The sequence below is a fragment of the Paenibacillus hodogayensis genome, assembly GCF_039536325.1.
Taxonomy (GTDB): Bacteria; Bacillota; Bacilli; order Paenibacillales; family NBRC-103111; genus Paenibacillus_AB; species Paenibacillus_AB hodogayensis.
In genome coordinates this window covers 183,092-206,104 of the sequence record NZ_BAAAYO010000006.1, presented here as the reverse complement: position 1 = coordinate 206,104, position 23,013 = coordinate 183,092, and the positions used below count along the sequence as shown (strand labels likewise).

The 23,013-nt window shown below is 56.8% G+C and carries 21 protein-coding genes; 18 read left to right on the top strand and 3 right to left on the bottom strand.

Going from position 1 to position 23,013, the window contains the following annotated elements; all coding sequences use genetic code 11:
- Positions 1-3: 3 nt before the first annotated feature.
- The 8 genes from ABD796_RS12065 to ABD796_RS12030 all read left to right on the top strand — a co-directional run bounded on the left by ABD796_RS12065 (position 4) and on the right by ABD796_RS12030 (position 8,549).
- On the top strand, positions 4-924 hold the full coding sequence (locus tag ABD796_RS12065; RefSeq protein WP_344907957.1) for a type II secretion system F family protein: 921 nt from the start codon (positions 4-6) through the stop codon (positions 922-924).
- Between the two features lie 4 nt (positions 925-928).
- Positions 929-1,696 (top strand): type II secretion system F family protein, encoded by a 768-nt coding sequence (locus ABD796_RS12060; RefSeq protein ID WP_344907954.1) that lies wholly within the window; start codon positions 929-931, stop codon positions 1,694-1,696.
- 27 nt (positions 1,697-1,723) lie between these two features.
- A complete protein-coding gene (locus ABD796_RS12055; RefSeq protein WP_344907952.1) occupies positions 1,724-1,954 on the top strand; it encodes a Flp1 family type IVb pilin in 231 nt (76 codons plus the stop codon).
- A 113-nt stretch (positions 1,955-2,067) separates the two neighbouring features.
- Positions 2,068-3,084, top strand: a complete 1,017-nt coding sequence (locus tag ABD796_RS12050) for a TadE/TadG family type IV pilus assembly protein (RefSeq protein WP_344907949.1) — start codon at positions 2,068-2,070, stop codon at positions 3,082-3,084.
- A gap of 23 nt (positions 3,085-3,107) precedes the next feature.
- A complete protein-coding gene (locus ABD796_RS12045; RefSeq protein WP_344907946.1) occupies positions 3,108-5,351 on the top strand; it encodes a hypothetical protein in 2,244 nt (747 codons plus the stop codon).
- Between the two features lie 100 nt (positions 5,352-5,451).
- Positions 5,452-6,117, top strand: a complete 666-nt coding sequence (locus ABD796_RS12040) for a hypothetical protein (protein ID WP_344907943.1) — start codon at positions 5,452-5,454, stop codon at positions 6,115-6,117.
- A 139-nt stretch (positions 6,118-6,256) separates the two neighbouring features.
- Positions 6,257-6,766, top strand: coding sequence for an A24 family peptidase (locus tag ABD796_RS12035; protein WP_344907940.1), 510 nt, complete (start codon positions 6,257-6,259; stop codon positions 6,764-6,766).
- Positions 6,767-6,785: 19 nt separating this feature from the next.
- Positions 6,786-8,549 carry a DUF6382 domain-containing protein gene (locus tag ABD796_RS12030; protein ID WP_344907937.1) on the top strand — a complete coding sequence of 588 codons (1,764 nt, stop codon included), beginning with the start codon at positions 6,786-6,788 and terminating at the stop codon, positions 8,547-8,549.
- Between the two features lie 118 nt (positions 8,550-8,667).
- On the opposite strand, the gene ABD796_RS12025 is transcribed toward ABD796_RS12030, so the two are convergent.
- On the bottom strand, positions 8,668-10,098 hold the full coding sequence (locus ABD796_RS12025) for an NAD-dependent malic enzyme (RefSeq protein ID WP_344907934.1): 1,431 nt from the start codon (positions 10,096-10,098) through the stop codon (positions 8,668-8,670).
- Between the two features lie 202 nt (positions 10,099-10,300).
- Between ABD796_RS12025 and ABD796_RS12020 the strand changes: the two genes are divergently transcribed.
- The 6 genes from ABD796_RS12020 (at position 10,301) to ABD796_RS11995 (ending at position 14,594) form a co-directional block, all read left to right on the top strand.
- Positions 10,301-11,917, top strand: a complete 1,617-nt coding sequence (locus ABD796_RS12020) for an ABC-F family ATP-binding cassette domain-containing protein (protein ID WP_344907932.1) — start codon at positions 10,301-10,303, stop codon at positions 11,915-11,917.
- 221 nt (positions 11,918-12,138) lie between these two features.
- Entirely contained in the window at positions 12,139-12,660 is a 522-nt protein-coding gene (locus ABD796_RS12015) for a hypothetical protein (protein ID WP_344907929.1), read from the top strand.
- A 4-nt stretch (positions 12,661-12,664) separates the two neighbouring features.
- The gene (locus ABD796_RS12010) at positions 12,665-13,003 is read left to right on the top strand and encodes a thioredoxin family protein (RefSeq protein ID WP_344907925.1); all 339 of its coding nucleotides are present in this window, start codon (positions 12,665-12,667) and stop codon (positions 13,001-13,003) included.
- Positions 13,000-13,410: a sporulation phosphorelay system protein KapB gene (gene kapB / locus ABD796_RS12005; protein ID WP_344907921.1), complete on the top strand. Its 411-nt coding sequence runs from the start codon at positions 13,000-13,002 to the stop codon at positions 13,408-13,410. Before ABD796_RS12010 ends, kapB begins: the two co-directional genes overlap by 4 nt.
- A 57-nt stretch (positions 13,411-13,467) precedes the next feature.
- Positions 13,468-14,082, top strand: a complete 615-nt coding sequence (gene udk, locus ABD796_RS12000; RefSeq protein WP_344907918.1) for a uridine kinase — start codon at positions 13,468-13,470, stop codon at positions 14,080-14,082.
- 17 nt (positions 14,083-14,099) lie between these two features.
- Complete coding sequence (locus tag ABD796_RS11995; protein ID WP_344907915.1) at positions 14,100-14,594, top strand: hypothetical protein; 495 nt, start codon at positions 14,100-14,102, stop codon at positions 14,592-14,594.
- A gap of 79 nt (positions 14,595-14,673) precedes the next feature.
- On the opposite strand, the gene ABD796_RS11990 is transcribed toward ABD796_RS11995, so the two are convergent.
- On the bottom strand, positions 14,674-16,416 hold the full coding sequence (locus tag ABD796_RS11990) for a sensor histidine kinase (protein WP_344907912.1): 1,743 nt from the start codon (positions 16,414-16,416) through the stop codon (positions 14,674-14,676).
- A gap of 296 nt (positions 16,417-16,712) precedes the next feature.
- Here ABD796_RS11990 and ABD796_RS11985 point away from each other — a divergent pair, with 296 nt between their 5' ends.
- Together ABD796_RS11985 and ABD796_RS11980 are read left to right on the top strand one after the other, a co-directional pair.
- Positions 16,713-18,404, top strand: a complete 1,692-nt coding sequence (locus tag ABD796_RS11985) for a long-chain-fatty-acid--CoA ligase (protein WP_344907909.1) — start codon at positions 16,713-16,715, stop codon at positions 18,402-18,404.
- A 504-nt stretch (positions 18,405-18,908) separates the two neighbouring features.
- Positions 18,909-20,180 carry an MFS transporter gene (locus ABD796_RS11980; RefSeq protein WP_344907906.1) on the top strand — a complete coding sequence of 424 codons (1,272 nt, stop codon included), beginning with the start codon at positions 18,909-18,911 and terminating at the stop codon, positions 20,178-20,180.
- Between the two features lie 95 nt (positions 20,181-20,275).
- Here ABD796_RS11980 and ABD796_RS11975 read toward each other — a convergent pair whose 3' ends face one another.
- Entirely contained in the window at positions 20,276-20,947 is a 672-nt protein-coding gene (locus ABD796_RS11975) for a DUF2238 domain-containing protein (protein ID WP_344907903.1), read from the bottom strand.
- Positions 20,948-21,200: 253 nt separating this feature from the next.
- Here ABD796_RS11975 and ABD796_RS11970 point away from each other — a divergent pair, with 253 nt between their 5' ends.
- Together ABD796_RS11970 and ABD796_RS11965 are read left to right on the top strand one after the other, a co-directional pair.
- Positions 21,201-22,070 carry an ABC transporter permease gene (locus ABD796_RS11970; RefSeq protein WP_344908937.1) on the top strand — a complete coding sequence of 290 codons (870 nt, stop codon included), beginning with the start codon at positions 21,201-21,203 and terminating at the stop codon, positions 22,068-22,070.
- Between the two features lie 27 nt (positions 22,071-22,097).
- Entirely contained in the window at positions 22,098-22,985 is an 888-nt protein-coding gene (locus ABD796_RS11965; RefSeq protein ID WP_344907901.1) for a carbohydrate ABC transporter permease, read from the top strand.
- Positions 22,986-23,013 lie beyond the last annotated feature (28 nt).

Genomic DNA, 23,013 nt, shown 5'->3' with positions numbered 1-23,013 from the left:
GACATGTGGGGCGTAGCGATTGCGCTCTTGGGCGGGGGGGCGGCTTATGCCGTCTATTGGCTGGTCGGCCGCTTGACGAAGCGCCCCCTGCGCCATCAGGCTGAAAATCCGTCAGAATCGCGTGCTGCCGAGCGGGCCGCGGTCAAACGAGCGAAGGAGGCTCGCAGCGCAGGCTTCCGCGAAGCGGGCGACTACGACCATTATTTGATGTCGAAGACCGAGACGGTTACGGTATGCGCGATTGCAGGCGCGGTTTTGTTCGCTATCGGGTTTTTGTTCTACAAGAACATCGGCATTTGCCTCGTGCTCGCTATGGCCGGTCTTTATTTTCCGAAAATCCGGCGTAAGCAAATGATCCGCAAACGAAAAGACGAGCTGCGCCGCCAATTCAAGCATGCGCTATACTCGCTGTCCACCGCGCTGTCTGCGGGCCGATCGGTGGAGAACGCGTTCCGCGAGGCGGACGGCGACCTGCGGATGCTTTATCCGGACGCAGCGACGGATATGCAGCGTGAGCTGGCGCGCATTAACCGGCGCACGGAAAACGGAGAGCCGGTGGAAAAATCGCTGCTCGATTTCGGACGCCGCAGCGGCATCGAGGACGTTCTTCAGTTCGCAGAGGCGTTTGCGGCGTGCAAGCGGACGGGTGGGGACCTGGTCGAGGTGATGCGAAGGACGTCCAATATGATCGGGGAGAAGATGGAGATTGAACAGGATATCTCCGTTATGGTGGCGCAAAAAAAGTTCGAAGCGAGAGCGCTCGGCTTCATCCCGTTCATCATCGTCGCGTTTCTGGCCTTCAGCTCTCCGGACTATATGGAGCCGTTGTACGGGGGCGCCGGGCATCTCGTCATGACGGGGGCTCTGGGCATATTGGCGGCAAGCCAGTGGCTGGCCCGCAAAATTATGAATATCGGGACGTGAAACGATGGATATTCTTCGGTTTATGTCCCCGCTGTCGGCATCGATCGCAGCCAGGATGAAGCTGGCGGAACGGCTGTCCTCCAGCCGCTGGAATATTTATCAGAAGATGATCGCCCTGCACGGGGACGATGCCGACATGCGGCATACGAAACGGTTTGCCGCCGATCTCGTGTCTGCCGTTCTGCTGTGCGCGCTTCTGTTGGTCGGTTGCGCCGCGGCTACGGGCGGAGACGTCTACTTGATCGGAGCGCTGCTCGCCGCTCTGGCTTTGTGCCCGTTCGTTATGGTGCAGAGGCTCGATAAGCAAATCGCCGATAAAAAAAGAAAGCTGATCATGGAGCTCCCGGAATTTTTGAACAAGCTGACGCTTCTTGTCAATGCAGGCGAAACGGTGCAAGGAGCGATCGTACGCTGCGCGGAAGCTTACGGCGCCTCCGGAAGCTCGGGCCCGCTGCAAGCCGAATTGATGATGCTGGCGAACCGGCTCGGCAACAACGAGTCGTTCCCGATCGCGATGGAGAAGCTGAGCCGAAGATGCTCGGTCGCCGAAGTATCGGTTTTTACGACAACGGTGCTGATGAATTACCGGCGGGGAGGCGAACAGTTCGTCATGTCGCTGCGTGCCCTGAACCGCGATATGTGGGAAAAACGCAAGGCGATGACGCGCATTCTAGGCGAGGAAGCGTCCGCGAAGCTTATTTTTCCAATGCTGCTTATTTTGTTGGCCGTTATGGCGATTGTCGCGGCGCCTGCGGTTATGCTGATGGATTGACCGTCGAGAAGAAGGGGAGGAATGAATATGAAACAGCTGGGCAAACGCCTGCTGGGCTTTTGGCATGACGAGGAAGGTTTGGGCACGCTGGAGCTTCTGCTGATCGTAGCGGTTCTGGTTATCGTAGCGGTCGCGTTCCGCAAGTGGATTCTTGCTTTTATTAGGAAATTGTTTGGGGAGGCCAATACGGAACTGGACAATAAAGGAGTCCAGGATAACTGCTTCAGCACTCCGGACACTTGCACCAAATTACCGTAATGATCAGACGCGGCCATCCCATGGCTTATGCTCCCTCTTCCGCACTCCGGCCGGACTTAGGCAATGCGAGGAACTTGAACTTGAGGCCCATGAGACGGAGCGGCGCGCGTCTTATGGGGAACGCAGCGAAAGGAGCCGCCGCGCTGCAGCGGTTCGTCCGTTCTGAACGCGGCAGCTATACGCTGGAGTCCGCGCTCATTTACCCGACGATTTTATTGGCGCTTGTTTCCATCGTGTTTATGAGCCTGTTTCTTTATGAGAAATCAGTGTTGTATTACACGGCGTCGATGACGGCGGAGCGGGCCGCTTATAGTTGGGACAATACGCGCAAGGACTGGACGACGGGCAATGTCGCCCCAGGGCAATACGACGGCTTGTACTGGAGAACCGGCAGTGACGGGATAGGCGGCATGTTTGCCTTCGGCTCCGCCCTTGGACTGCAGAAGGTGCTGCTGCCCGCAGACGGCTCATCCGGGGGGCAAGGTCCGAAGGCGAAGCTGACAAGAGCCGCCGAAGGACTGCCGGCCGATGTAACGGGCGAGCTGACGTACCGTCACGGCTTGATCGATCGTGAAGTGACGGCCCGGCTCGGCCGCCGCGGCCTGCTGCCCTTTCTGGCCTCGCAGTGGGACAGCTCCTATATGCAGGCGCAGGTCAAATCCATTGTTACCGAGCCGGTCGAACTTATACGCAACGTCGATTTTGTCCGGACGTTTGTCGTACGGGTCAAGGATTTGATCACCGTATCCAAGGCGGGGGAAACGGTGCCGCGGGAGCCTCCGCCGGAACAGAAGAAGCTTGTGTTCGCCCGGGCTGAGGAAGCAGCGGTCTACGTGAGGGGGATCACCGGAGGCGTCAAGAAATGGGTGAGCGCGCCGAGCGGAGATCGGCAGCTCGATTCGCTTGATGCTGACGGTTTAATGCACGAGGTGAAGCTGGGATACACGTCCAAAGCGAAAGATATCCAGTCTCAGGTCGATAAAGATCTTGAATTGATGCGGCAAAGCTCGGAAGTAAAGGGCGTCGTCTGGCACTTCTTTCGTAAAGAAAAAGACGGCAAGATCGGGCCGTCCAAGCCGCTGCGCGATTATTTGGAGCAGCGGGGCATCATCGTCGTTATCCATCAATAACGAAACGAGGGGGCAAAGTCATCATGTGGAAATCCCGGGCCGGCACGGTTTCGTTGTCGCTTATCCTGCTGCTGGCCCCGATGTTCGCCTTCCATGCCGCACTGATCGACGCCGCGCGGGCGAAGATGGGCGAGCGCCAGACGGAAGCGGCCGCCAAGGCCGCACTCCGCTCCGTGCTGTCCGCATACGATCCGTCCTTGCGCAACTACGGTTTGTTCGCCATCGGCCAAAGCCCGGAGGAAAGCCGCGAGCTATTCGGGCAGGTGTTCAAGGACAATCTGGATGCAGGCGGAGCAGACGGGGCGTATCGGCTTATTGTTCCGGCGGCTTCGTCCACCACGCTACAGCCTCTGTATACGCTCGGCAACAAGGCGGTATTTCAGCGGCAGGTGCTCGAAGAGATGAAGTACCGGGCACCCATCGAATTCGCCTTGAGCGTTACCGATAAGTTGAAAAACAAATCGGGAGCGACGTCCATGCTGTCCGGGGTGTCGTCTTTTACGAAGCAGGCGCAAGCGATCGAGCAGCTGCTGGAACAACGCGACGACGAACTGGACGAAGCCTGGACGAGCTCGCAGCGGCTTGTAGAGAAAGCCGGACTGTTTCGCGCCTACTATGCTCGCAAGCTGGAAAGGCTTGACGAGCTGTGCCGGCTTATCGGCTTGCGTGATGCCGAGGAAGTAACCCGTTCCATCCAATCGCTCAAAGCGCAGGCTGAAGCGGTTCGGCGGTCGATCGCCGAGAGACAGGCCGGGTTGGCGGGAATGCTGCAAGCCGGCGTTCAGGCCGCCGAGGCGATTGCCGCCATCCAGCAATCGATCAACGAGCTGGAGCGCAGTCTTGGCGAGATGAACCGGCAGATCGGCGATTTGGAGACGATTTTGCGGTATATTGCCGAATATACGCTGCTGCTCCAGACGACGAAGCTGGAGGCGAAGCGCGATCAGCAGACGGTATCCGCACTAACGGCGGACATTTTCCAGCGTCTCGACCGGGCCAAGGCGCTGGACGAACGAATACGCGAGCAGGCAGGCGCCAGCGCGTCGTCCACGGCCGAATTATCTCCGGAAGTCTGGGCGGTAGCGTCCAAGCCGGATTCTTATTACATGCAGTACAAAACCGGTGTCGGGGGCATCGGGGCTTTGTTCAACGGCTTCGAAGCCGCTCTGGACGCAACGACGCTGTTCGTCGGAGCCGCCAAGTTCGATTCGGTTCGTATGCAGGTGCTGTCGGATTCGAATAACGCTTACGGAGCGAAAGCCGAGCAGTTTGCCGCCGCCCAAGGAGCGGAGGAGGAGCGCGGGAACGCGTCGCGCAGCGAAATAGCCAAAAGAAAAAAAGAGCAAAAAACGAAGTTCGCCGGCGTTTGGGATGAAGCCCGTAAACTATGGGCGGCTTGCGGAAACGGCGACTCGGATGCGTATGCGCGGCTGGAAACCGGCAATCCCGCTTCCGGCGAGGCTGCGCTTTACCGCAAGTACGCCGAGTATAACCGGACCGAACCGGTTGTTGCTGCCGGAGTGGACGAGATGGGCGACGCCGACAAGGCGATGAAGCAGACGACGGGCATGATCGACAAGCTGCTGGAAGGCATTTCGAACGCGGCCGGCGCATTCCGCGACGAGCTGTATATCAATGAATATGCGCTGACGACTTTCAATTACCGGACATACGGCAAAGAAAAGGAGCCGGACGGACAGCCCAAAAAAGAGTATGGAGCATCACAGAGGGACAGCCATCAACTGCAAGGGCAGGAGGCGGAATATTTGCTGTACGGGCTCGGCTCCTGCCTTAAAAACCAATCGGCCGCCTATACGGAAATGTTCGCGATCCGGCTGGCGATTCGCACGGCAGAGGCGCTGATGGCTCCCGAATCGAAAATCGTCACGTTCGGCAATCCTTTGCTGACGCTGCTGTGGGCGCTTGCGGAGGGAGCCGGAAAAGCGTTTATCGATATGACGAAGCTTGTCAACGGCGAAGAGGTGGTCGTATCGTCCAAGGCGCCACCGATGTTGACGATGGGCTACAAAGACTACTTGCGCCTTTTTATGCTGATCCAAACGAAGCGCGACCCGATGACGGCCCGCATGCAAAGCCTGATCGATCTGAATACGGGATGCGACTTGCGCCAAGCGGTCTCGCAAATGCAGGCCCGCACCGAAACGAAGCTGGGCTTGTGGTTTATGCCCTACACGATGACCGCTTTCGGATACCCGACCGAAGGCAACAAGGCGGTTATAGCCAAATCCGTCGTCCTGTCTTATTGATGTTGCTGCGACGGCCGGAAAGGGGGAGAGGAGTGTAAACAAAACGGCGAGCGCTTCCTATACAGCTGCCCGCAAGACGAAGGCCCCGTCGGCGACAGGCTTGGTCCGATCGTTGGCCCGCGACGTGAGCGGCAGCGTCAGCCTGGAGGCGACGGTGGCGCTGCCCTTTTTCCTCGCCTTTGTGCTTGCGCTGGCATGCCTGATCAAACTAACGGTAGCGGATATGGCGCTGCAAAGCGCGGTGGCCGAGACGACCAAACAGATGGCAGCCAGCGCCTATCCGGTGGACCAGCTTGCCGAAGAAGCGATTCAGGCTTACGCGCAGAGCGGCGTCGGCCAGAAGGCTAGCGAGTGGCTCGGGCAGATTGGTGCGGCGAGGGACAAGCTAGAGCAAGGGGAACAGTGGGTTGAAGACTACAAAGCGTACATACCCGATTTTATGGTCAATTTGGTGGAATGGGAGCGGGAGATTAGAGAGAAAACCGCGCAGATGGCCTTGGACGAGGCCGAACGGTTCGTGGCCGAGCGGATCACTCCGCTTGTTCATGCCGCCTTCAAGCAGGCGGTCATGCATTATGCCGATGAAGGCGTTTTGAAGGCGGACAAGCTAAGCGTAACTCGTGTTGTGCTGCCCCGTTTCGGAAGCGACGACAACCGGTTGATCGGAATAACGGCGGAATATACCGTCAAGCTGCCGATTCCGTTCGTGAGAAAGACGATTACGCTGCGAAAAACGGCGGTGGAGCGAATTTGGACGGGAGCGTAAGCGGGCGGCTGCGGAACGTCTCCGGAACGAAGGGAGCCCGAACAGATTTTTATCGGAATGAGCAGAACAGGTGAAAAAGTACCGGCGACGGGGCGAACGGACTGGCCGCGCTTTTGACGAGAGAGAGGAGCTTAGGGCGATGATTGCCGGATTGATTGTATTGCTGGCGATATGTTTTTATCACGATTGCAAGGAAAGTAAAATCCCGAACCGCTATACGGTATCCGGTATTGCGCTTGGCCTGTCGTACCAAGGCTGGAGCGGAGGCTGGGACGGTCTGGCGCATGCCGCAATCGGCTTTGCTGCCGGCTTCGGCATTATGCTTGCGCTGTATGCCATGCGTGCCGTAGGGGCGGGGGACGTCAAGCTGTTCGGCGCCATCGGCGCGATGACCGGAGGGGTCTTTGTTGTAAACGGCGCATTCAACTCCATTGTTTTGGCCGCTGTGATCGGGCTGGTCCTCGTCGCTTTCCGCGGCGAGCTGTTGCACCGGCTGCGTCATACGTTTGCGCTCGTGTTCAACCTGCTGCTGCTCCGAGACGTCAAGGGCATGCTTGCCTACAAGAGCAAGGCGGCCACGTTTCCGTTCATGTATGCCGTATTGCCGGCCATGGCGCTGACCTCTACCTACTGCTCTCCGCTGACTTGAAGGAGGGACTTGGACTCCCATGAATCAATCTTTATACGGCTTTCATTACGACTTCGTCCGGCATCGAGGCACCTGCCTTGTCTTATCCGGAACGAAACCGCTTAGTTTTGGCCAACTCGAGCGGATCGAGCTGCGGATGCTGGAGGGCGACGCTATTCCCGGCCTGCTGCCGTTCGAGGCCGAGGAAATCGATCTGAACGTACGTCTCCGCTACGATATTACAGGCAAGCGGATGCTGTCGCAGTGGATGAAGACCGGCAAGCTTACGCTTGCGTCTTACTACCGGTTGCTGCTCGGCTGCGCGGGCACGATCGACGACAGTCAAACGTATATGCTGCGCGAGGATGGTTATTGGCTCCACGATGAGTTTATTTTTGTCGGCAGCGACAATGATATTGCCGGGGATTTATCGCTGCTTTACGTACCGGTCCGCGATGCGGACAATAAACCGCCGGTTCGGGTGCAGTTCAAGGAGCTGGCGCTTCGGTTGTCGGCCTGCATCGAACGGATCGAGGGTGGGGGCTTCACGGCTCTGATGGCCGCTTTGAACCGCGACCGGTTCGAATTCCGCGATATCCGTTCGCTGCTTGCCGGTCTGCTCGATCCGGAGGCGTCGCGCGAATCCGCCCGTTATGCGTCCGGTTTCGAACCGGAGCCTGTTGCCGCGACTCCCGCTCCGCCGCAGAGGGAGCACGAGCCGTCACCCTTCTCCGCCGTCTCGCAACGCCTGTCCTCCAGTTCGCGAAACGAGCCCGCCGATTCGCCTCGACCGTTCTCCGCGCTGCCGGTATCGGGATCGGAGGAAGAAGCGCGTCCGGTCTTGCCGTCATGGATTTCATCCGCAAAGCCGCTTCATTCGCGCATGCGTTCCCCTGACGAGGAGCCCGGCCCAGAGCCTTGGTCCGGCGAAGGGAGCACCCCGGCAGAGGTATCGGCCGCGACCGCCGCAACGCCGCGGACCCGCAAGCAAGCCGCGCTCGGGGCGGGGGCTGCGGCAGCGTTGGTTTTGCTGATCTGGAGCTTTTATCCGCCGGACGCAGCGGAAGGGTTTCTCAGCATATGGTCCGGACTGACGGTGCTGCTGCTCGATGCGCTGTTCGTCTGGCTGCGGCTCGGACCGTCTTTGCCGCTGCCGTCCGGCCTGGAGTCGTTGGCCCGGTCCTACAAGGAGATGGAGGAGCGGGAAATGACCGGCCTGACCGGCCTGCTCTCCGCACGTCCTTCCGTACAGCCTTCCGCACAGCCGTCGGCCGTCGCCCCGGCTCCGCGCGCCGATCGTCCGAAGCCTTGGCTGCCTGCCGGTCAGGAACCTGCGCTGCGGCGTCCTGAGGGGCAGGAGTCTGTCTTGCCGCAGCCCGTGGAGTCGTATGGAGCTGCGTCCACGACGCTGCTGCGCCAGCCCGATGCGACCGTGCTGCTGCGGCCGGGGACGTCCCGTCTGTCCGGACAAGCGGAAGACGGAGCGGATGGGAAGCGGCCTCCCGTGCTGGAGGTCGCCAAGAGCGGAAAGGCCGAGCGGCTCCCGCTTGCCGGAGAACGGTTTCTGATCGGCCGAGAGCGCGATGCGGTCGATTATGTAGAAGAAGCCGCCGGAGTATCGAAGCTGCACTTGGAAATCGCCCGCGAGCAGTCCGACTACTTTGCCAAAGACCTCGGCTCCAAAAACGGGACGTTATGGAACAACGAGCCGATGGTTCCTTACAAGCGCTATCCATTGGCAAACGGGGATACGCTCCAGGTGATCGGCACGCGCTTTACGTTCCGCCTGCCGGAGTCCGACTGACAGCTCGAAAGCTCCCGTACGCAAGGAAGCGCGTCCCTCGCGAACATCGGTAGACCTTACGGTCGATACCGATGAGTGGCAAGGGGCGCGCTTCCTGTAGCTGGACTGCTTTATGAGATTACCGGTATTCCCGCGGAATGCGGCGGGCTACGCCGGTACGGATAGCCGCTTCCACGACGCGGTCGCGGATCAGTTTGGCCACTTTCTGATTAAAGGCGCTCGGGATAACGTACAGCTTGTTGCGCTCTTCGTCGGTAATAACCGAGGCGATCGCTTCGGCGGCAGCTAGCTTCATCTCTTCGTTGATGTCCGTTGCCCGGCAGTCGAGCGCCCCGCGGAATATGCCGGGGAAGCAGAGCACATTGTTGATCTGGTTCGGGTAGTCCGAGCGACCCGTCGCCACGACGGCGGCTATATCCTCGATCTCCTCCGGTCTGATTTCCGGATTCGGGTTGGCCATGGCGAATACGATCGGGTCGGCCGCCATGCTCAGCACGTCCTCGCGCTTCAGCAAGCCTGCCGCGGACACGCCGATAAACACGTCGGCACCTGCCAACACTTCTTGCAACGAGCCGGTCGTTTTGTTCGGATTCGTATTCTCCGCATACCAGGCCCACATTGGGTTGTCATAGTTCCGGCCCGATACGAGCGCGCCATCCCGGTCGACGCCGATCAGTTCCTTGACGCCGGCTGCGAGCAATATTTTACTGCAGGCGATACCGGCTGCGCCGATACCACAGACCACGACCTTGATCGAATCGATCGACTTGCCGACCAGCTTGAGTGCGCTGATCAGTCCGGCATACAGCACGACCGCTGTTCCGTGCTGGTCGTCGTGGAATACGGGGATGTCCAGCTCGCGCTTCAGCCGTTCTTCGATCTCGAAGCAGCGGGGAGACGCGATGTCTTCCAGATTAATGCCCCCGAAAGCGGGAGCGATCGCTTTGATCGTGCGAATGATTTCTTCCGTGTCCTGCGTATCGAGGCAAACCGGAAAAGCGTCCACATCGGCGAACTGTTTAAACAGCATCGCTTTGCCTTCCATAACCGGCATGGCGGCGTACGGGCCGATGTTGCCGAGTCCGAGCACCGCCGTGCCATCGGAGACGACGGCAACCGTATTGCGCTTGATCGTCAAGGAGTAAGCTTTGCGCGGGTCCTCTTTGATGGCCAAGCATACGCGGGCTACGTCAGGCGTATAGACGCGGGACAAATCGTCCCGGTTTTGGATCGGGCTTTTCAGCTTCGTCTCGATTTTGCCGCCTAGATGCAAGAGAAACGTCCGGTCGGACACGTTAACGAGAGCGACCCCGTCGAGTTCCTTAATCTTATCCACGATTTTCGATGTGAATAACGTATCGGCCACATTGACCGTCAAGTCGCGAATCGACAGCTCTTGCTTCGTCTGGATGACGTCAATCGCGACCAAGTCTCCGCCTTCATCGGCAATGGCGGATACGATATCGCTGAATCGGATCCGGTTGGTGTCGATTTCAAGACGCAAAATAATACTTTTCCCCGTGATTAACTGCTTGTTTCCTTCGCTCACGATGATGGCCTCCTTCAAAGCTACAGAGTGGTGGACGACTTTTCTGTTGCTCCATCAGTGTATACCAATCGCCGGCAAAAACCAATATGTGGACGCGAGTGGCGATTTTATCGGCAAATTCCCGAGCTTTCCCTTTGAAGCGGCCCCAAATTATGCTATACTAACGATTTGATGGCAAGATTCGATAAGGGGGATTCGCTACATGATCAGTACAAGCAACGTTACGCTGCGTTACGGCAAACGCGCCTTGTTCGAAGACGTTAACATAAAGTTCACGCCGGGCAATTGCTACGGTTTAATTGGTGCAAACGGGGCCGGCAAATCGACGTTTCTGAAAATTTTGTCCGGCGAAATCGAGGCGAACAGCGGCGAGGTATTCGTTACGCCCGGCGAGCGGTTGGCCGTGCTCAAGCAAAACCATTTCGAATTCGACGACGTTCAAGTATTGAAGACGGTCGTAATGGGCCACCGGGAACTATACTCTATTATGGAAGAGAAGGACGCGCTGTATGCAAAGCCGGACTTCTCCGAGGAAGACGGCATGCGCGCCGCCGAGCTGGAGGGCGAATTTCAGGAGCTGAACGGCTGGGAGGCGGAGTCGGATGCGGCATCGCTGCTGCTCGGCCTGGGTATCGGCACCGACCTGCACGACAAACAAATGAAGGAGCTGAGCGGCAACGAGAAAGTACGCGTGCTGCTGGCGCAGGCGCTGTTCGGCAGCCCGCAAAACCTGCTGCTTGACGAGCCCACCAACCATTTGGACATCGAATCGATCAACTGGCTGGTCAACTTCTTGGGCCGCTTCGAAGGCACCGTTATCGTCGTATCCCATGACCGCCACTTCCTGAACGAAGTTTGTTCGCATATTGCCGATATCGACTTCGGCAAAATCCAGCTGTATGTCGGCAACTACGATTTCTGGTACGAATCCAGCCAATTGGCGATCAAGCTGATGCGCGACGCCAACAAGAAGGTGGACGAGAAGCGCAAAGAGCTGGAGACGTTTATCGCCCGATTCAGCGCCAATGCGTCCAAGTCGAAGCAGGCTACCTCCCGCAAAAAGCAGCTGGAGAAGCTGACGCTCGACGACATCAAGCCTTCCAACCGGAAATACCCATATATCAATTTCAAACCGGAGCGCGAAGCCGGGAAAAACATATTGACGGTCGACCGGCTCAGCAAGACGGCGGACGGCGAAAAGCTGCTTAACAATATCAGCTTTGTCGTCAACAAAGGGGACAAAATCGCGCTTGTCGGTCCGAACGGGTCCGCCAAATCGACCTTGTTCCAGGTACTTGCGGGCGAGATCGAGGCCGATCAGGGCGAATTCGTATGGGGCGTCACGACGACCCAAGCCTATTTTCCCAAGGACAACGCTACTTATTTCGACGGCGTTGACCTGACTTTGGTCGACTGGCTGCGCCAATATTCGAAGGATCAGGACGAGACCTTTATCCGCGGCTTCCTCGGCCGGATGCTGTTCTCCGGCGAAGAATCGCTCAAGAAAGCATCGGTGCTATCCGGGGGAGAGAAAGTCCGCTGCATGCTGTCCAAAATGATGCTGAGCGGAGCCAACGTGCTGATGCTCGACGAGCCGACGAACCATCTCGATCTCGAGTCCATTACCGCGCTTAACAACGGCTTGATCGACACCGACGTGACGATGCTGTTCGTCTCGCATGACTGGCAGTTTATCCAGACGGTCGCCAACCGGATTATCGAGATTACCCCGAACGGTCTGATCGACCGGCAGATGACGTACGAAGAGTATTTGAGCAATGCCGACGTGAGCAAGCTGCGCGAAACGCTTTACGTTTAAATTGCGGCGGGGGAACTTTACAATGTTCTCCCGTTTTTTTTGTTGATCGCAGCGACAAGCTATCGGAACGGCTTCCCTTCCGTCTTTTTGAAGAAACGGGGCGAAAAAGAAGGATGGGCGGCCTCTGTGTCGTAATATATATGGAAATATGGTAATATGACAGTTTAGACTTGCCGACGGGGCGTCGCTAAAGGGGCCGGGAACCGGAAGGAGAGGATCGTATGTTCGACCCGACGATCTATGAAAATTTGAAAGTCGTGTTCGAAGGAGCCGTTTACGATCTCGATCTGGACGGGCAAATCGTCGTCATTCATCGTGCCGACCTGATGGATCTGGCCGCGATGTCCAGAAGCTATGCCATACGCTTCAGGCTCAAGGACGGGCATAGCTCGGCGGAAATCCGCCTGTCCGCCGGTCTGACCGATCTGGCGGGAGAGAAGCTGGAATGGCGCAACGCCCGGCCGGGCTGCGGCCTGGAAATCGTGTTTTCGCTTATGCTGCGCAACCCGGTAACGGCTTGCCGCAACATTCAGGATATTTTGCAGCAAATATGGGATATCGGCACTGCGGTCGTCCAGACGCTGTCCTTCCGGTATGGCGATGACGGATCGCGCTGCCATAACGAAATCGCAGTCCGGTTCGACCGTAAAATCGGGGAAAGTCAGGTGAGCGACATCCCCGACCTGCTGGAGCATACGGTGCGCACGCTGCGGCAGTTGGAGCCTTATCATACGGAGGAGTAAACGAATGCCGGAACGTTCGGAGGCCGAACTGCGCAAGCAGACGGAGAGCGGCGAGCCGTTCGCCGTATATATGTATACGCCGCTGTGCGGAACCTGCAAGGTCGCGGCCCGCATGCTGGAGATCGTAGAGGCGATGCGGCCCGCATACGCGCCTGTCCGGGTCAATGTGAACGAGCTACCCAAGCTTGCTCAGCAATGGCAGGTGGAAAGCGTCCCGTGCCTGCTGCATATCGAGGGGGGCGCGGTACAACGCAGGCTCTATGCTTTTGCGTCGGTGGAAACGGTGCTCGCTTTCCTGGAGCCTTTGTACGAGAAGACGAATAGGAAGGATGAAAACCGATGAGCAGCAATGAAACCTATGTCCGGATCGAGCATAAGACCGGCGCGTATATCGCCAAGACGGTCGAGACGTCCCCGCCGCGTACGCTGGTGGAAATCGTCGGCGTCGAGCGGCATCCTTTACAGGGTGATCTGCACCACCCATACGATCCGGACGTGCCGCTGTTTCACGAACGGAGAGCGTCCGCATACCGGGAGAAAGTGTGGGTCCCGACGAATGCGGCCAAGCCATACGAAGGCGACATTCCCCCTTATGCCGAATCGCTGCGCCGGGCGTGGGAGGAACTGGTCCAAGAGACGGGCAGACTGGCTGAGGGCGAGGACGCGCACGAGGGCGGTCCCGGGCTGAAGGAATGGGCTCGTAAAGCGCTGCACAATCTGCGCCAGCTGGAGAAAGACTATTGGGGATAAAAAAATGATACAATATAGCAATAATGCGACAATGGGTCGAAATGGAGGAGCTTGTGCATGCTGACAATCGGAATAGCCGGAGGAACCGGCTCGGGTAAAACAACGGTGGCGGAGCGTCTGGTCGAATCGCTCGGACCGCAGGACGTCGTTCTGCTTTCCCAGGACTCGTATTATGCCGACAACCGGCATCTATCCATACAGGAACGGGAGCGCGTCAATTACGATCATCCGGATTCGGTCGACGGCGATTTGCTGCTGAGCCACCTGCGCATGCTGCGCAGCCGTCAGGCGATCGATATGCCTATATACGATTTTTCCAGCCATACGCGAATCGACGAGACCGTGAACATTCAGCCGAAGTCCGTCGTCATTCTGGAGGGTATTCTCATTTTCGCCGATCCGGCGATTCGGCAGGAGCTCGATATTAAGGTGTTTGTCGATACGGATGCCGACGTGCGGGTGCTGAGACGGATGTCGCGCGATATTCAGGAGCGGGGACGGTCGTTCGATTCGGTGTTCCACCAATATTTGAATACAGTGAAGCCGATGCATGACGCCTTCGTGGAGCCTTCCAAACGGTTCGCCGATCTGATCGTTCCCGAAGGCGGCCAGAACGAAATCGCGATCGGACTGCTCGCTTCTCGCATCCAGACCTATTTGAAGATCGGGTAAGAGAGGAAGTGGACCGGTTGAGCGAATCATGGACGTCGATGAGCCAAGTTCCGCAGCAGCAGCTGCAGGATCGGCTTCAATCGGTTAAAACGTTGGCCGGAGACGAGCGGGCGGCAGAGCTGTACGAGATTGTCAAGGATGCGGATACGGGCGACCATTATTTGCACTACGCCTACATGCACCTGACGGTCGCGGACGGCGAGGAGCAGACGTACCACCAGCTGCTGCCGCTCGACAGCGACAACGTGCTGGGGATTCTATTCGGAGGGCAGCCGTATGCCTATCCCGATCATTGGCGCAGCCCATACTTGCGCAACGGTCCGGATGGCACCTACGTCTGGTTTGATCCCTCGCAGTCGTTCGAGGGAGCGGCGGAAGGGCAGGAGAAGCTGGCCCGGGAAGTGGTCGGCATGCTGGGCGAATGGAAGAGACGGGGGACGTACGATTCCGAATCGGTCAAACGGCTGCTGGAGCAGATCGACCGAACGATGGAGCGGGACGAAGAACGTTAAGCCGTCTCGATGCCGTGCAAAATCGAAACGAAAAAATCCGGTTCTCCTTTCGAGAGACCGGATTTTTTCGTTTTTCGGGCTAACCGAACCGGTTGAGCGGAATGGAGACGGTGAACGTCGTTCCGTTCTCCTCGTTGCTTTCTACCGTAATGCTGCCTCTGTAGGCATGGACTCTTTTTTTCGTAACCGCCAGACCGATGCCGGAATGGGCATCGGTTCCTTTGGTGCTGTATCCCGGCTCGAATATTTTCGATTTCTCGGCGTCAGTCAGCGTTCGTCCCGGGTTGCGTACGGCGATGATCATCGACCCTTCGCGATAGGAGCCGCTCAGCTCGACCCAGCGCTCCCGGACAGGCAGCCCTGCCACCTCGTCAAAGGCATTGTCGATCAAATTGCCGATAATGATCACGATATCGACCGAGGTGACGCCCAGGTTCAGGCTGCCGATCGGGGCGAACTGGTGACGGAAATCGATATGTTTGTCCATCGCGGTCACGACCTTGGATTGAACGATTGCCGCCAAGGCGGGATGGCCGATTTGAATAATATCGTTTGTCTGACGAATTCCCCCGACCAGTTCTCCGGTATAGCGGTGCAGGTCGTCGTATTTTTTCAGCTGAAGAAACGTATGGATCGTCTGCACATGGTTCAGAAAATCGTGTCTTTGTCCGCGAATGGTCGTAAACATATCGTTGACTTCGTCGATGTACGCCTCCTGGGTAACCCGAACCGCCTCGTCTTTGCTCCGCCGGATCGCCTGGAACACGATAAACAGCAGCACGAGACTGATCGCCGTTGTCGTCACGAGCCGGCTGACGATCCAACGGGCTTGCACGCTGAGAGCCTCGTGAATGACGTTGGAATCGAACACGACTCCGATCACATACGGGTAATCGTCTTCGGCTGCCGGCGAAGAGTTAGGTGCAGGGACGAAGCTCTTCACCACTTTATGCCCGTTCAGCTCGGCCAGGCGTGTAATCGGCTTGTTCGAATCGTACGCTTCCCGGACAAAGGCGGCATCGCTGGTCCGCTCGCTGTATACATAAGTGCCGAATGGAATCGGACGCTGGTTCAACGGGACATAGGGGCGACCTTTCGGCGATTTGGACAAGGCGAGCGGTTTCCCAAACGTATTCACGTTGAAGCCGGTCATCTCCAGCATCCCCGGATTGTCTACGATCATGCGGTGCAAAATGGCGTCAGGGCCGACGAGCCGATCGTATTGCTCGATCTGGACGTCTTCGACGTAAGGGCTGACGATATAATCCGTCGTGCCATCGTAAAAATACCCCCACTTGGTCATTAGGGAAGGATCGGCAAGCTCGATCGAATCGGACCAGTAATTGGGCAGCTTCTGCCCTTCGGGGATCGTCACGTTCCGGTTTTCCAGCAGCTGCTGAAGGGCTGTATACCAATAGCCCCACTTTTCCGCACCCGCCATAAGCTCCATCGGATCAGAGGAGCGAACCGGGACAAAATCGTCCCCCCGCCGCTGAAGGAGCGCAATGTGGGAGACGCCGAGCTCGCTGCTTAGCTGTTCCAGCTGGGCGTTGCTGACGTTTTCCGCCCGCGGGGGCAGCCGGTCTTTGGCCGCGATGGCGGCGATGCGCAGCTGCTGCCCAACCATGCTTTCGATGTATCGTACGCTTGTTTTATACCGGTCAATGGAATCGCGCAAATGATAGGCGGCCTGCAGCGATTGCTGCTCGACATGGTCGACGAGCTTGTTCTTAATCGTATAATAAAACATGACGTTATTAAAAAAGAGCATAAGCACTATACTTACAAACACGATATACAGGAAAGGCGATCTCGGTTGCATGAAACACCCCGATAAGTAGTCGCACGGGCAGTCCTGCCGCGGCAACAGAATAGGCGAACAGGCAAGATGCCAGCTACACCCATTATAGCTGAAAAGTAGTGATTTTGTTATTGTTTTTTCGACTTTATTCGATAAAATAATCAAAAAATAAGTCGTAATTTGTCAGTTATGTACCAGAATTTGTGCATAATCTCGGGCATCTTGAACAAGCGTCGCCCCATATCCTTTACAAAGCGCGTTTAATCGGAAAGAGCCGCGTCCCATGCGGCTCAAGCGCACAGGAAGGTGGATGACGCATGGACCCGCGACCCTGGCATTCCCATTACCCGCAAGAGGTGCCGCCCGTTCTCGATTATTCGTCCGCGCCGCTGGCAGCTTTGCTGCAGGAAGCGGCCGACCGGTACCCTGACCGGACGGCTATGACGTTTTTCGGCAAAAAAACGACTTACCGCCACTTGCTCGACCGCGCATACCGGTTCGCCGACGCTCTGCAACGTCTCGGGGTTCGACCGGGGGATCGCGTCGGACTGCTGCTGCCCAACATTCCGCAATACGTAATCGGCTTCTACGGCACGCTATTTGCCGGCGGCGTCGTAGTCCAGCTGAATCCGCTGAACGTCGAGCGCGAGCTGCTGCGTCACATCACGGACGCGGGGGCGGAGACAATCGTATGTCTGGACCTCCTTCTGCCGCGCATCCGCCGCATTCGCGAGAAGGCCGGCTTGAAGCGTATTATCGTAACCGGCATCCGCGAGGAGCTGCCCGCCGTTAAGAAAGCGCTTTATCCGCTCGTTCAGAAAAAGGACCGGGATGCGCGGAGCTACGATGCGGAGGGGGAGCAACTGTTCGAGTTCCGGCGTTTGCTTCGTACTGCCAAGCCCGTTCTCCCGGCTGTCGACATCGAGCCGGAAACCGACGTGGCGGTGCTGCAATATACCGGAGGCACGACCGGCATCGCCAAAGGAGTGATGCTGACTCACGCCAATTTAACGGCCAACGTGAGCCAATGCCGGGCGTGGCTGTACAAAGTGGAGGGCGGGCAAGAAGTGATGCTGACCGCGGTGCCGCTTTTTCACGTTTACGGAATGACCGTGTGCATGAACTTCGGCTTGTCCATCGGAGCGAATCTCCTATTGGTGCCCAAATTTGAAATCGAGTCTTTGCTGAAAACGATTCATCGCTTCAAGCCGACTATTTTTCCCGGGGCACCTACGATGTACCTTGCGATTAATCATCATCCCGCAGCGGCGGTCAAATACAGGCTGTCTTCGATCCGCTGCTGTATCAGCGGTTCCGCGCCGCTGCCCCAAGAAGTGCAGCAGCAGTTTGAGAGGCTGACCGGAGGGCGATTGGTCGAAGGGTACGGCTTGTCGGAATGCTCCCCAGTGACGCACGTGAATCCGATGTGGGGACGCAGCAAGAGCGGCAGTATCGGCTTGCCCTGGTCCGATACCGATGCGAAAATCGTCGATCCGGATACGCTCGAGCCGCTTGCGCCTCAGGAGATCGGCGAACTGTTTGTCCGCGGCCCTCAAGTGATGAAAGGGTACTGGAACAAGCCGGAGGAAACGGCAAAGACGCTTGTCGACGGCTGGGTGCGAACGGGAGATATGGCCTTTATGGACGAAGAAGGCTATTTCCATATTGTCGACCGCAGGAAGGATATGATTATCGCCGGGGGCTTCAACATTTTCCCGCGGGAGGTAGAGGAGGTGCTGTTCGAGCATCCGGACGTGCAGGAGGCGGCGGTTATCGGCATTCCCGACGAGTACCGAGGCGAGACGGTGAAAGCATTTGTCGTCCGGAAGCCGGGGACGGACGTCTCCGAGCAAGCGCTGAACGGCTTCTGCCGATCGAAGCTGGCTGCCTACAAGGTGCCGCGCGTATACGAGTTTCGCGATTCGCTGCCGAAGACGATGGTCGGCAAGGTGCTGCGCCGGGAGCTGAGGGAGGGGGAACGGACGGAGGACGATGGATCCAAGGAGTAAGCCCCGAAAGGGTGCACGAAAAAGAGATGCTCCGGGCATAAAGCCCGGAGCATCTTCGGTAAGGAGCGCGACAGCGATCAGCGGCCGCGGCGATACGGACCGAAAGGCATTGCTGACGCCGAAGGATATTCGTTTCTCTCGGAATAGCAATAGACGTGGCGAGGTACGGGCACGCAATGATGGCGGTTGACCACCTCGACTTGATGAATGACGTTAACGATTTGCGGGTGGTAGTGGTCGCGGTATACCACTTTTGGCGGATCGAAGACATTACTGGTCGGACACAACGGTTTTGGGCAATGAGACATTTTATAAATTCATCTCCTTTATGTCGGGATACGGGATATTATATGACTCCCCGTCTGCCGGGGAATGTGTTAGCGCCTAGTTCTTGTACCCATTTGTGGCTGTCGGCTCAAAATGTCCGTAGTCGGCTTCGCGGCGCGGTGTTACAATGGATGGGAATCGTCGCATCAGCGGCGGTTACGGGAGAGGAGGAGTCCGATGGATCGGCATAAGGTTCGGGCATGGGTCATGTACGATTGGGCTAACTCCGCGTTCGCGACGACGATGATAGCGGCGGTGCTTCCGATCTTTTACAGCGGGGTAGCCGCCTCGACGCTGCCGAACGAGCAGATGGCGACCTCGTACTGGGGAATGACGCAGTCCATCGCGATGCTGATTGTGGCGGTGCTGACGCCCATCCTGGGGGCGATCGCCGACTACAGCGGCTTCAAGGTACGGTTTTTGCGGCTGTTTTCGTATTTGGGCATACTCGCTTCCCTTTGCTTCGTCTTTGTAGGCAAGGGCGACTATGTGCTCGCCTCGTTTCTGTTCATACTGGGGACGATCGGCTTTACCGGAGGCAATGCTTTCTACGATGCGCTGCTGAACGATCTGGTCGAGCCTGAGAAGCGCGACTACATATCGTCCAGAGGCTACGCCTACGGCTATATCGGCGGCGGCGTGCTGCTTATTCTTAACCTGTTGATGATTCAGAAGTTCGAATGGTTCGGGCTGCCCGACAGCTTGGCGGGTACGCATCTGTCGTTTGCCTCGGTTGCGGTGTGGTGGTTCGTCTTTTCCTTGCCGCTGTTTCGCCGGGTCAAAGACACAAGGACGGGTTCGTCGCATACGATCGGACAATATGCCAAGATCGGATTTTCGCGCATCATACATACGTTTAAACGCATCAGACGTTACCCGGAGCTGCTCAAATATTTGATTGCCTACTGGTTCTTCAATGACGGAATCAGCACGATCATTACGATGGCCACGATCTACGGCACCGAGATCGGGCTCGATTCGTTCAGCCTGATCGCCGCGCTCGTCATCACGCAGTTTGTCGGTATTCCGTTCACGCTGTTGTTCGGTAAAATCGCCCAGCGGCTTGGTTCTAAAATTTCTCTCTACATTTCGCTCGGCGTCTATGTTCTAATTGTCGTGTTCGGATATTTCATGACCCAGGCGTGGCAGTTTTATGCGCTGGCCTGTGTGGTGGGGATGGTTCAGGGAGGCAGTCAGGCGATCGCTCGTTCGATTTACAGCCGTCTGGTCCCATCGGATCGCCCGGTCGAGTTTTTCGGCTTCCTGAGCGTTTCCAGCAAATTTTCCGCGATTGTCGGACCTTTCGTTTTTTCCGTGGTCGGTTTGGCCACGGGATCGAGCCGTCTGGGCATATTGGCCTTGGCCGTATTCTTCATCGTGGGCATTTGGCTGCTGGCCAAAGTCGATTTGCGCAAAGGGGCGGCCGAGGCGGAAACGATTCATGCCTGACGCTCGACACTTCGCCGCTTTGCGGCATAAAGCCGCTTCCGCAAGCCGTTTTGGCTGCTGAAGCGGCTTTTTTGCGGTTATCTCGTTTATCCTCGCTATACGCCCGCCTTCTTGCGATTCCATACACTCCATACGAGCAGACCGAGGGCGATCAAAGCCCCGAATAAGGCGACCATCATATCCTTTTGCGTATCGAACAGGTCCCCCTGCATCCCGAGGAATTGCTCGCTGTTCTGCCCTTGCCCCGACCAACTGGCCGCTGTCATCTCCACAATCTCGAACAAGGCGCTCAACCCGAGCACGGCAGCAAGGGGAACGAGGAACAGCCACACGCCACGCCGTCCGGTCAGCCGGGCATACAGCTCCGCGAACGGATAGATCCAGAACAAGCCGAAGGCGAAATGCACTATTCGGTCATAATAGCTGCGCTGGAAATGAAAGACGGCTTTCAGCCATGCGTCGAGGGGGTTCGCTTCATACGAGTAATGCGCCGCATAAGTATGCAGGGACAAGAACAGCACGATAAACAAATATGACCGATTGCTGAACCGGAACCACCGGTACGTCCAGACTAGCGCGGCGGCCAGGCAGACGAGCAGCACGTTTTCCGCTATCCAGAGCGACCGCTGCACAGGCCATAGGGCCATAAACGCCCAATAGAGGACAAAGGCGCCGACGAGAAGCTGGAGCCATCCGTTGTCCCGGAAGGGAGGGCTGCCGCCGGACGGGAAAAGGCCGGGGCGGTATTCGGGGGGATATCGGTTCATCGGAGTCCGCTCCTTTTGGCTTTTCTTAGCGTGATTGTCCCCTTCCGGACGGTAACTTATACCCAAGCTAGACGCCCTCCCGGTTGCCTCCCCAACGTTGTCTAGTTTTTGTTATTGCAATGACCGTATTGTGGTGGAAGCGCATGCAAAATAAATTTATACTGAGAAAACAATAAATGAACAAGGGGTGTTATAAATATTGACATGGACGAGGCGTCTCCGCCAATGGAAGCGGTTCAGAGTGTTGCTGCTCATGATGGTGCCCGGCTTGGCCTACCTTTTGATTAACAATTACTTGCCCATGTTCGGCGTCGTGATCGCTTTCAAGAACATTAACTATGCGCAGGGCATCTGGGGAAGCGAGTGGGTCGGATTTAAAAACTTCGAGTATTTGTTCAAGACGGACGACGCTTTCGTCATTACGCGAAACACGCTGCTGTACAACGGAGCTTTTCTCGTTCTCGACCTCGTCGCAGCCATCGGCCTCGCCATCTTGATTAACGAAGTCAAAAATAAAGTGATGAAAAGCTTTTATCAAAGCGTGCTGCTGCTGCCTTTCCTGATCTCGATGGTTGTTGTCGGCTACCTGGTGTATGCGTTTTTAAACGTCCAGAACGGATTGATGAACAAAACCGTCCTCCCGCTGCTGGGGCTCGATGAAATCTCTTGGTACCTTGAATCGAAATATTGGCCTTATATTCTGACACTGGTCCAAGTATGGAAAAGCGTCGGCTATTACAGCATCATCTATCTGGCGGCGATCATCGGGATCGACAAAGAATACTACGAAGCCGCAACGATAGACGGAGCGGGCAAGTGGAGACAACTGACCAGCATTACAATCCCTTCGATTATGCCGGTTATCATTATGCTGACCTTGCTGCAGATCGGACGCATTTTTTATTCCGACTTCGGGTTGTTCTTCCAGGTTCCGCTCAACTCGGGGCCACTGCACAACGTAACCGATGTGATCGATACGTATGTGTACCGTTCGCTGATCACGCTCGGAGATACGGGGATGAGCTCTGCCGCGGGGTTGTATCAGGCGACCGTCGGGTTCGTGCTCGTCATCCTGTCCAACTATGTCGTACGCAAAATAAGCAAAGACAACGCGCTGTTCTAAACCATACCGCTATGAAAGGAGCACCACATGACAAAATCGAACGGGGTTTGGCGCTTCTCGCTGCACGCGGGTTTGCTGCTTTTGTGCTTGCTGTCCATGCTGCCTTTATGGCTGCTCATATCTGCTTCCTTGACCGAAAAGAGCGCATTGCTCGCTCACGGGTTCACTTTTGTGCCAAGCAAGGCGAGTTTGGATGCTTACCGGTACATCTGGAATCAATCCGAGGCGGTCATGCGGGGCTACGGCATCTCGATCTTCGTTACGGTTACGGGCACCGTGGCTGGCATCGCGATTTCGGCCTTGCTGGCTTATCCTCTATCTCGGAACGGCCTGCCCTTCAAAAACTTCTGGATGTTTGCAATCTTTTTCACGCTGCTGTTCAACGGAGGGCTGGTTCCTACTTACCTCGTGTATACGCAAATTTTCGATATCAAAAACACGCTTTGGGCGCTTCTGATCCCCGGTCTGCTGACGAACGGCTTTATCATTTTGCTGCTGCGGACGTTTTTCACGACGTCCATTCCCGTGCCGATTCTCGAATCCGCTTATGTGGACGGGGCCGGGGAGTTCAAAATTTTTTATAAAATGGTGCTGCCGCTTTCGCTTCCGATACTGGCCACGACCGGCCTTACGCAAATGATCGGATATTGGAACGATTGGTTCAACGGTTTGATCTATGTTACCGACAACAAGCTGTTCAGCCTGCAAAACCTGCTCAACCGCATTCTGATGGACATGCAGTATTTGAAAAACAACAGTACGATGGGCGAGGCGTCCCGCTTGGCGGCGGATACCCCGAGCGAGTCGATTCAGATGGCGATGGCCGTCATTGGCACGCTGCCGCTAATTATGGCCTATCCGTTCTTCCAGCGTTTTTTTGTCAAAGGGCTGACGGTAGGCGCAGTCAAAGGGTAGGTTTCACTCAGCAATCGCTGATGAGCAT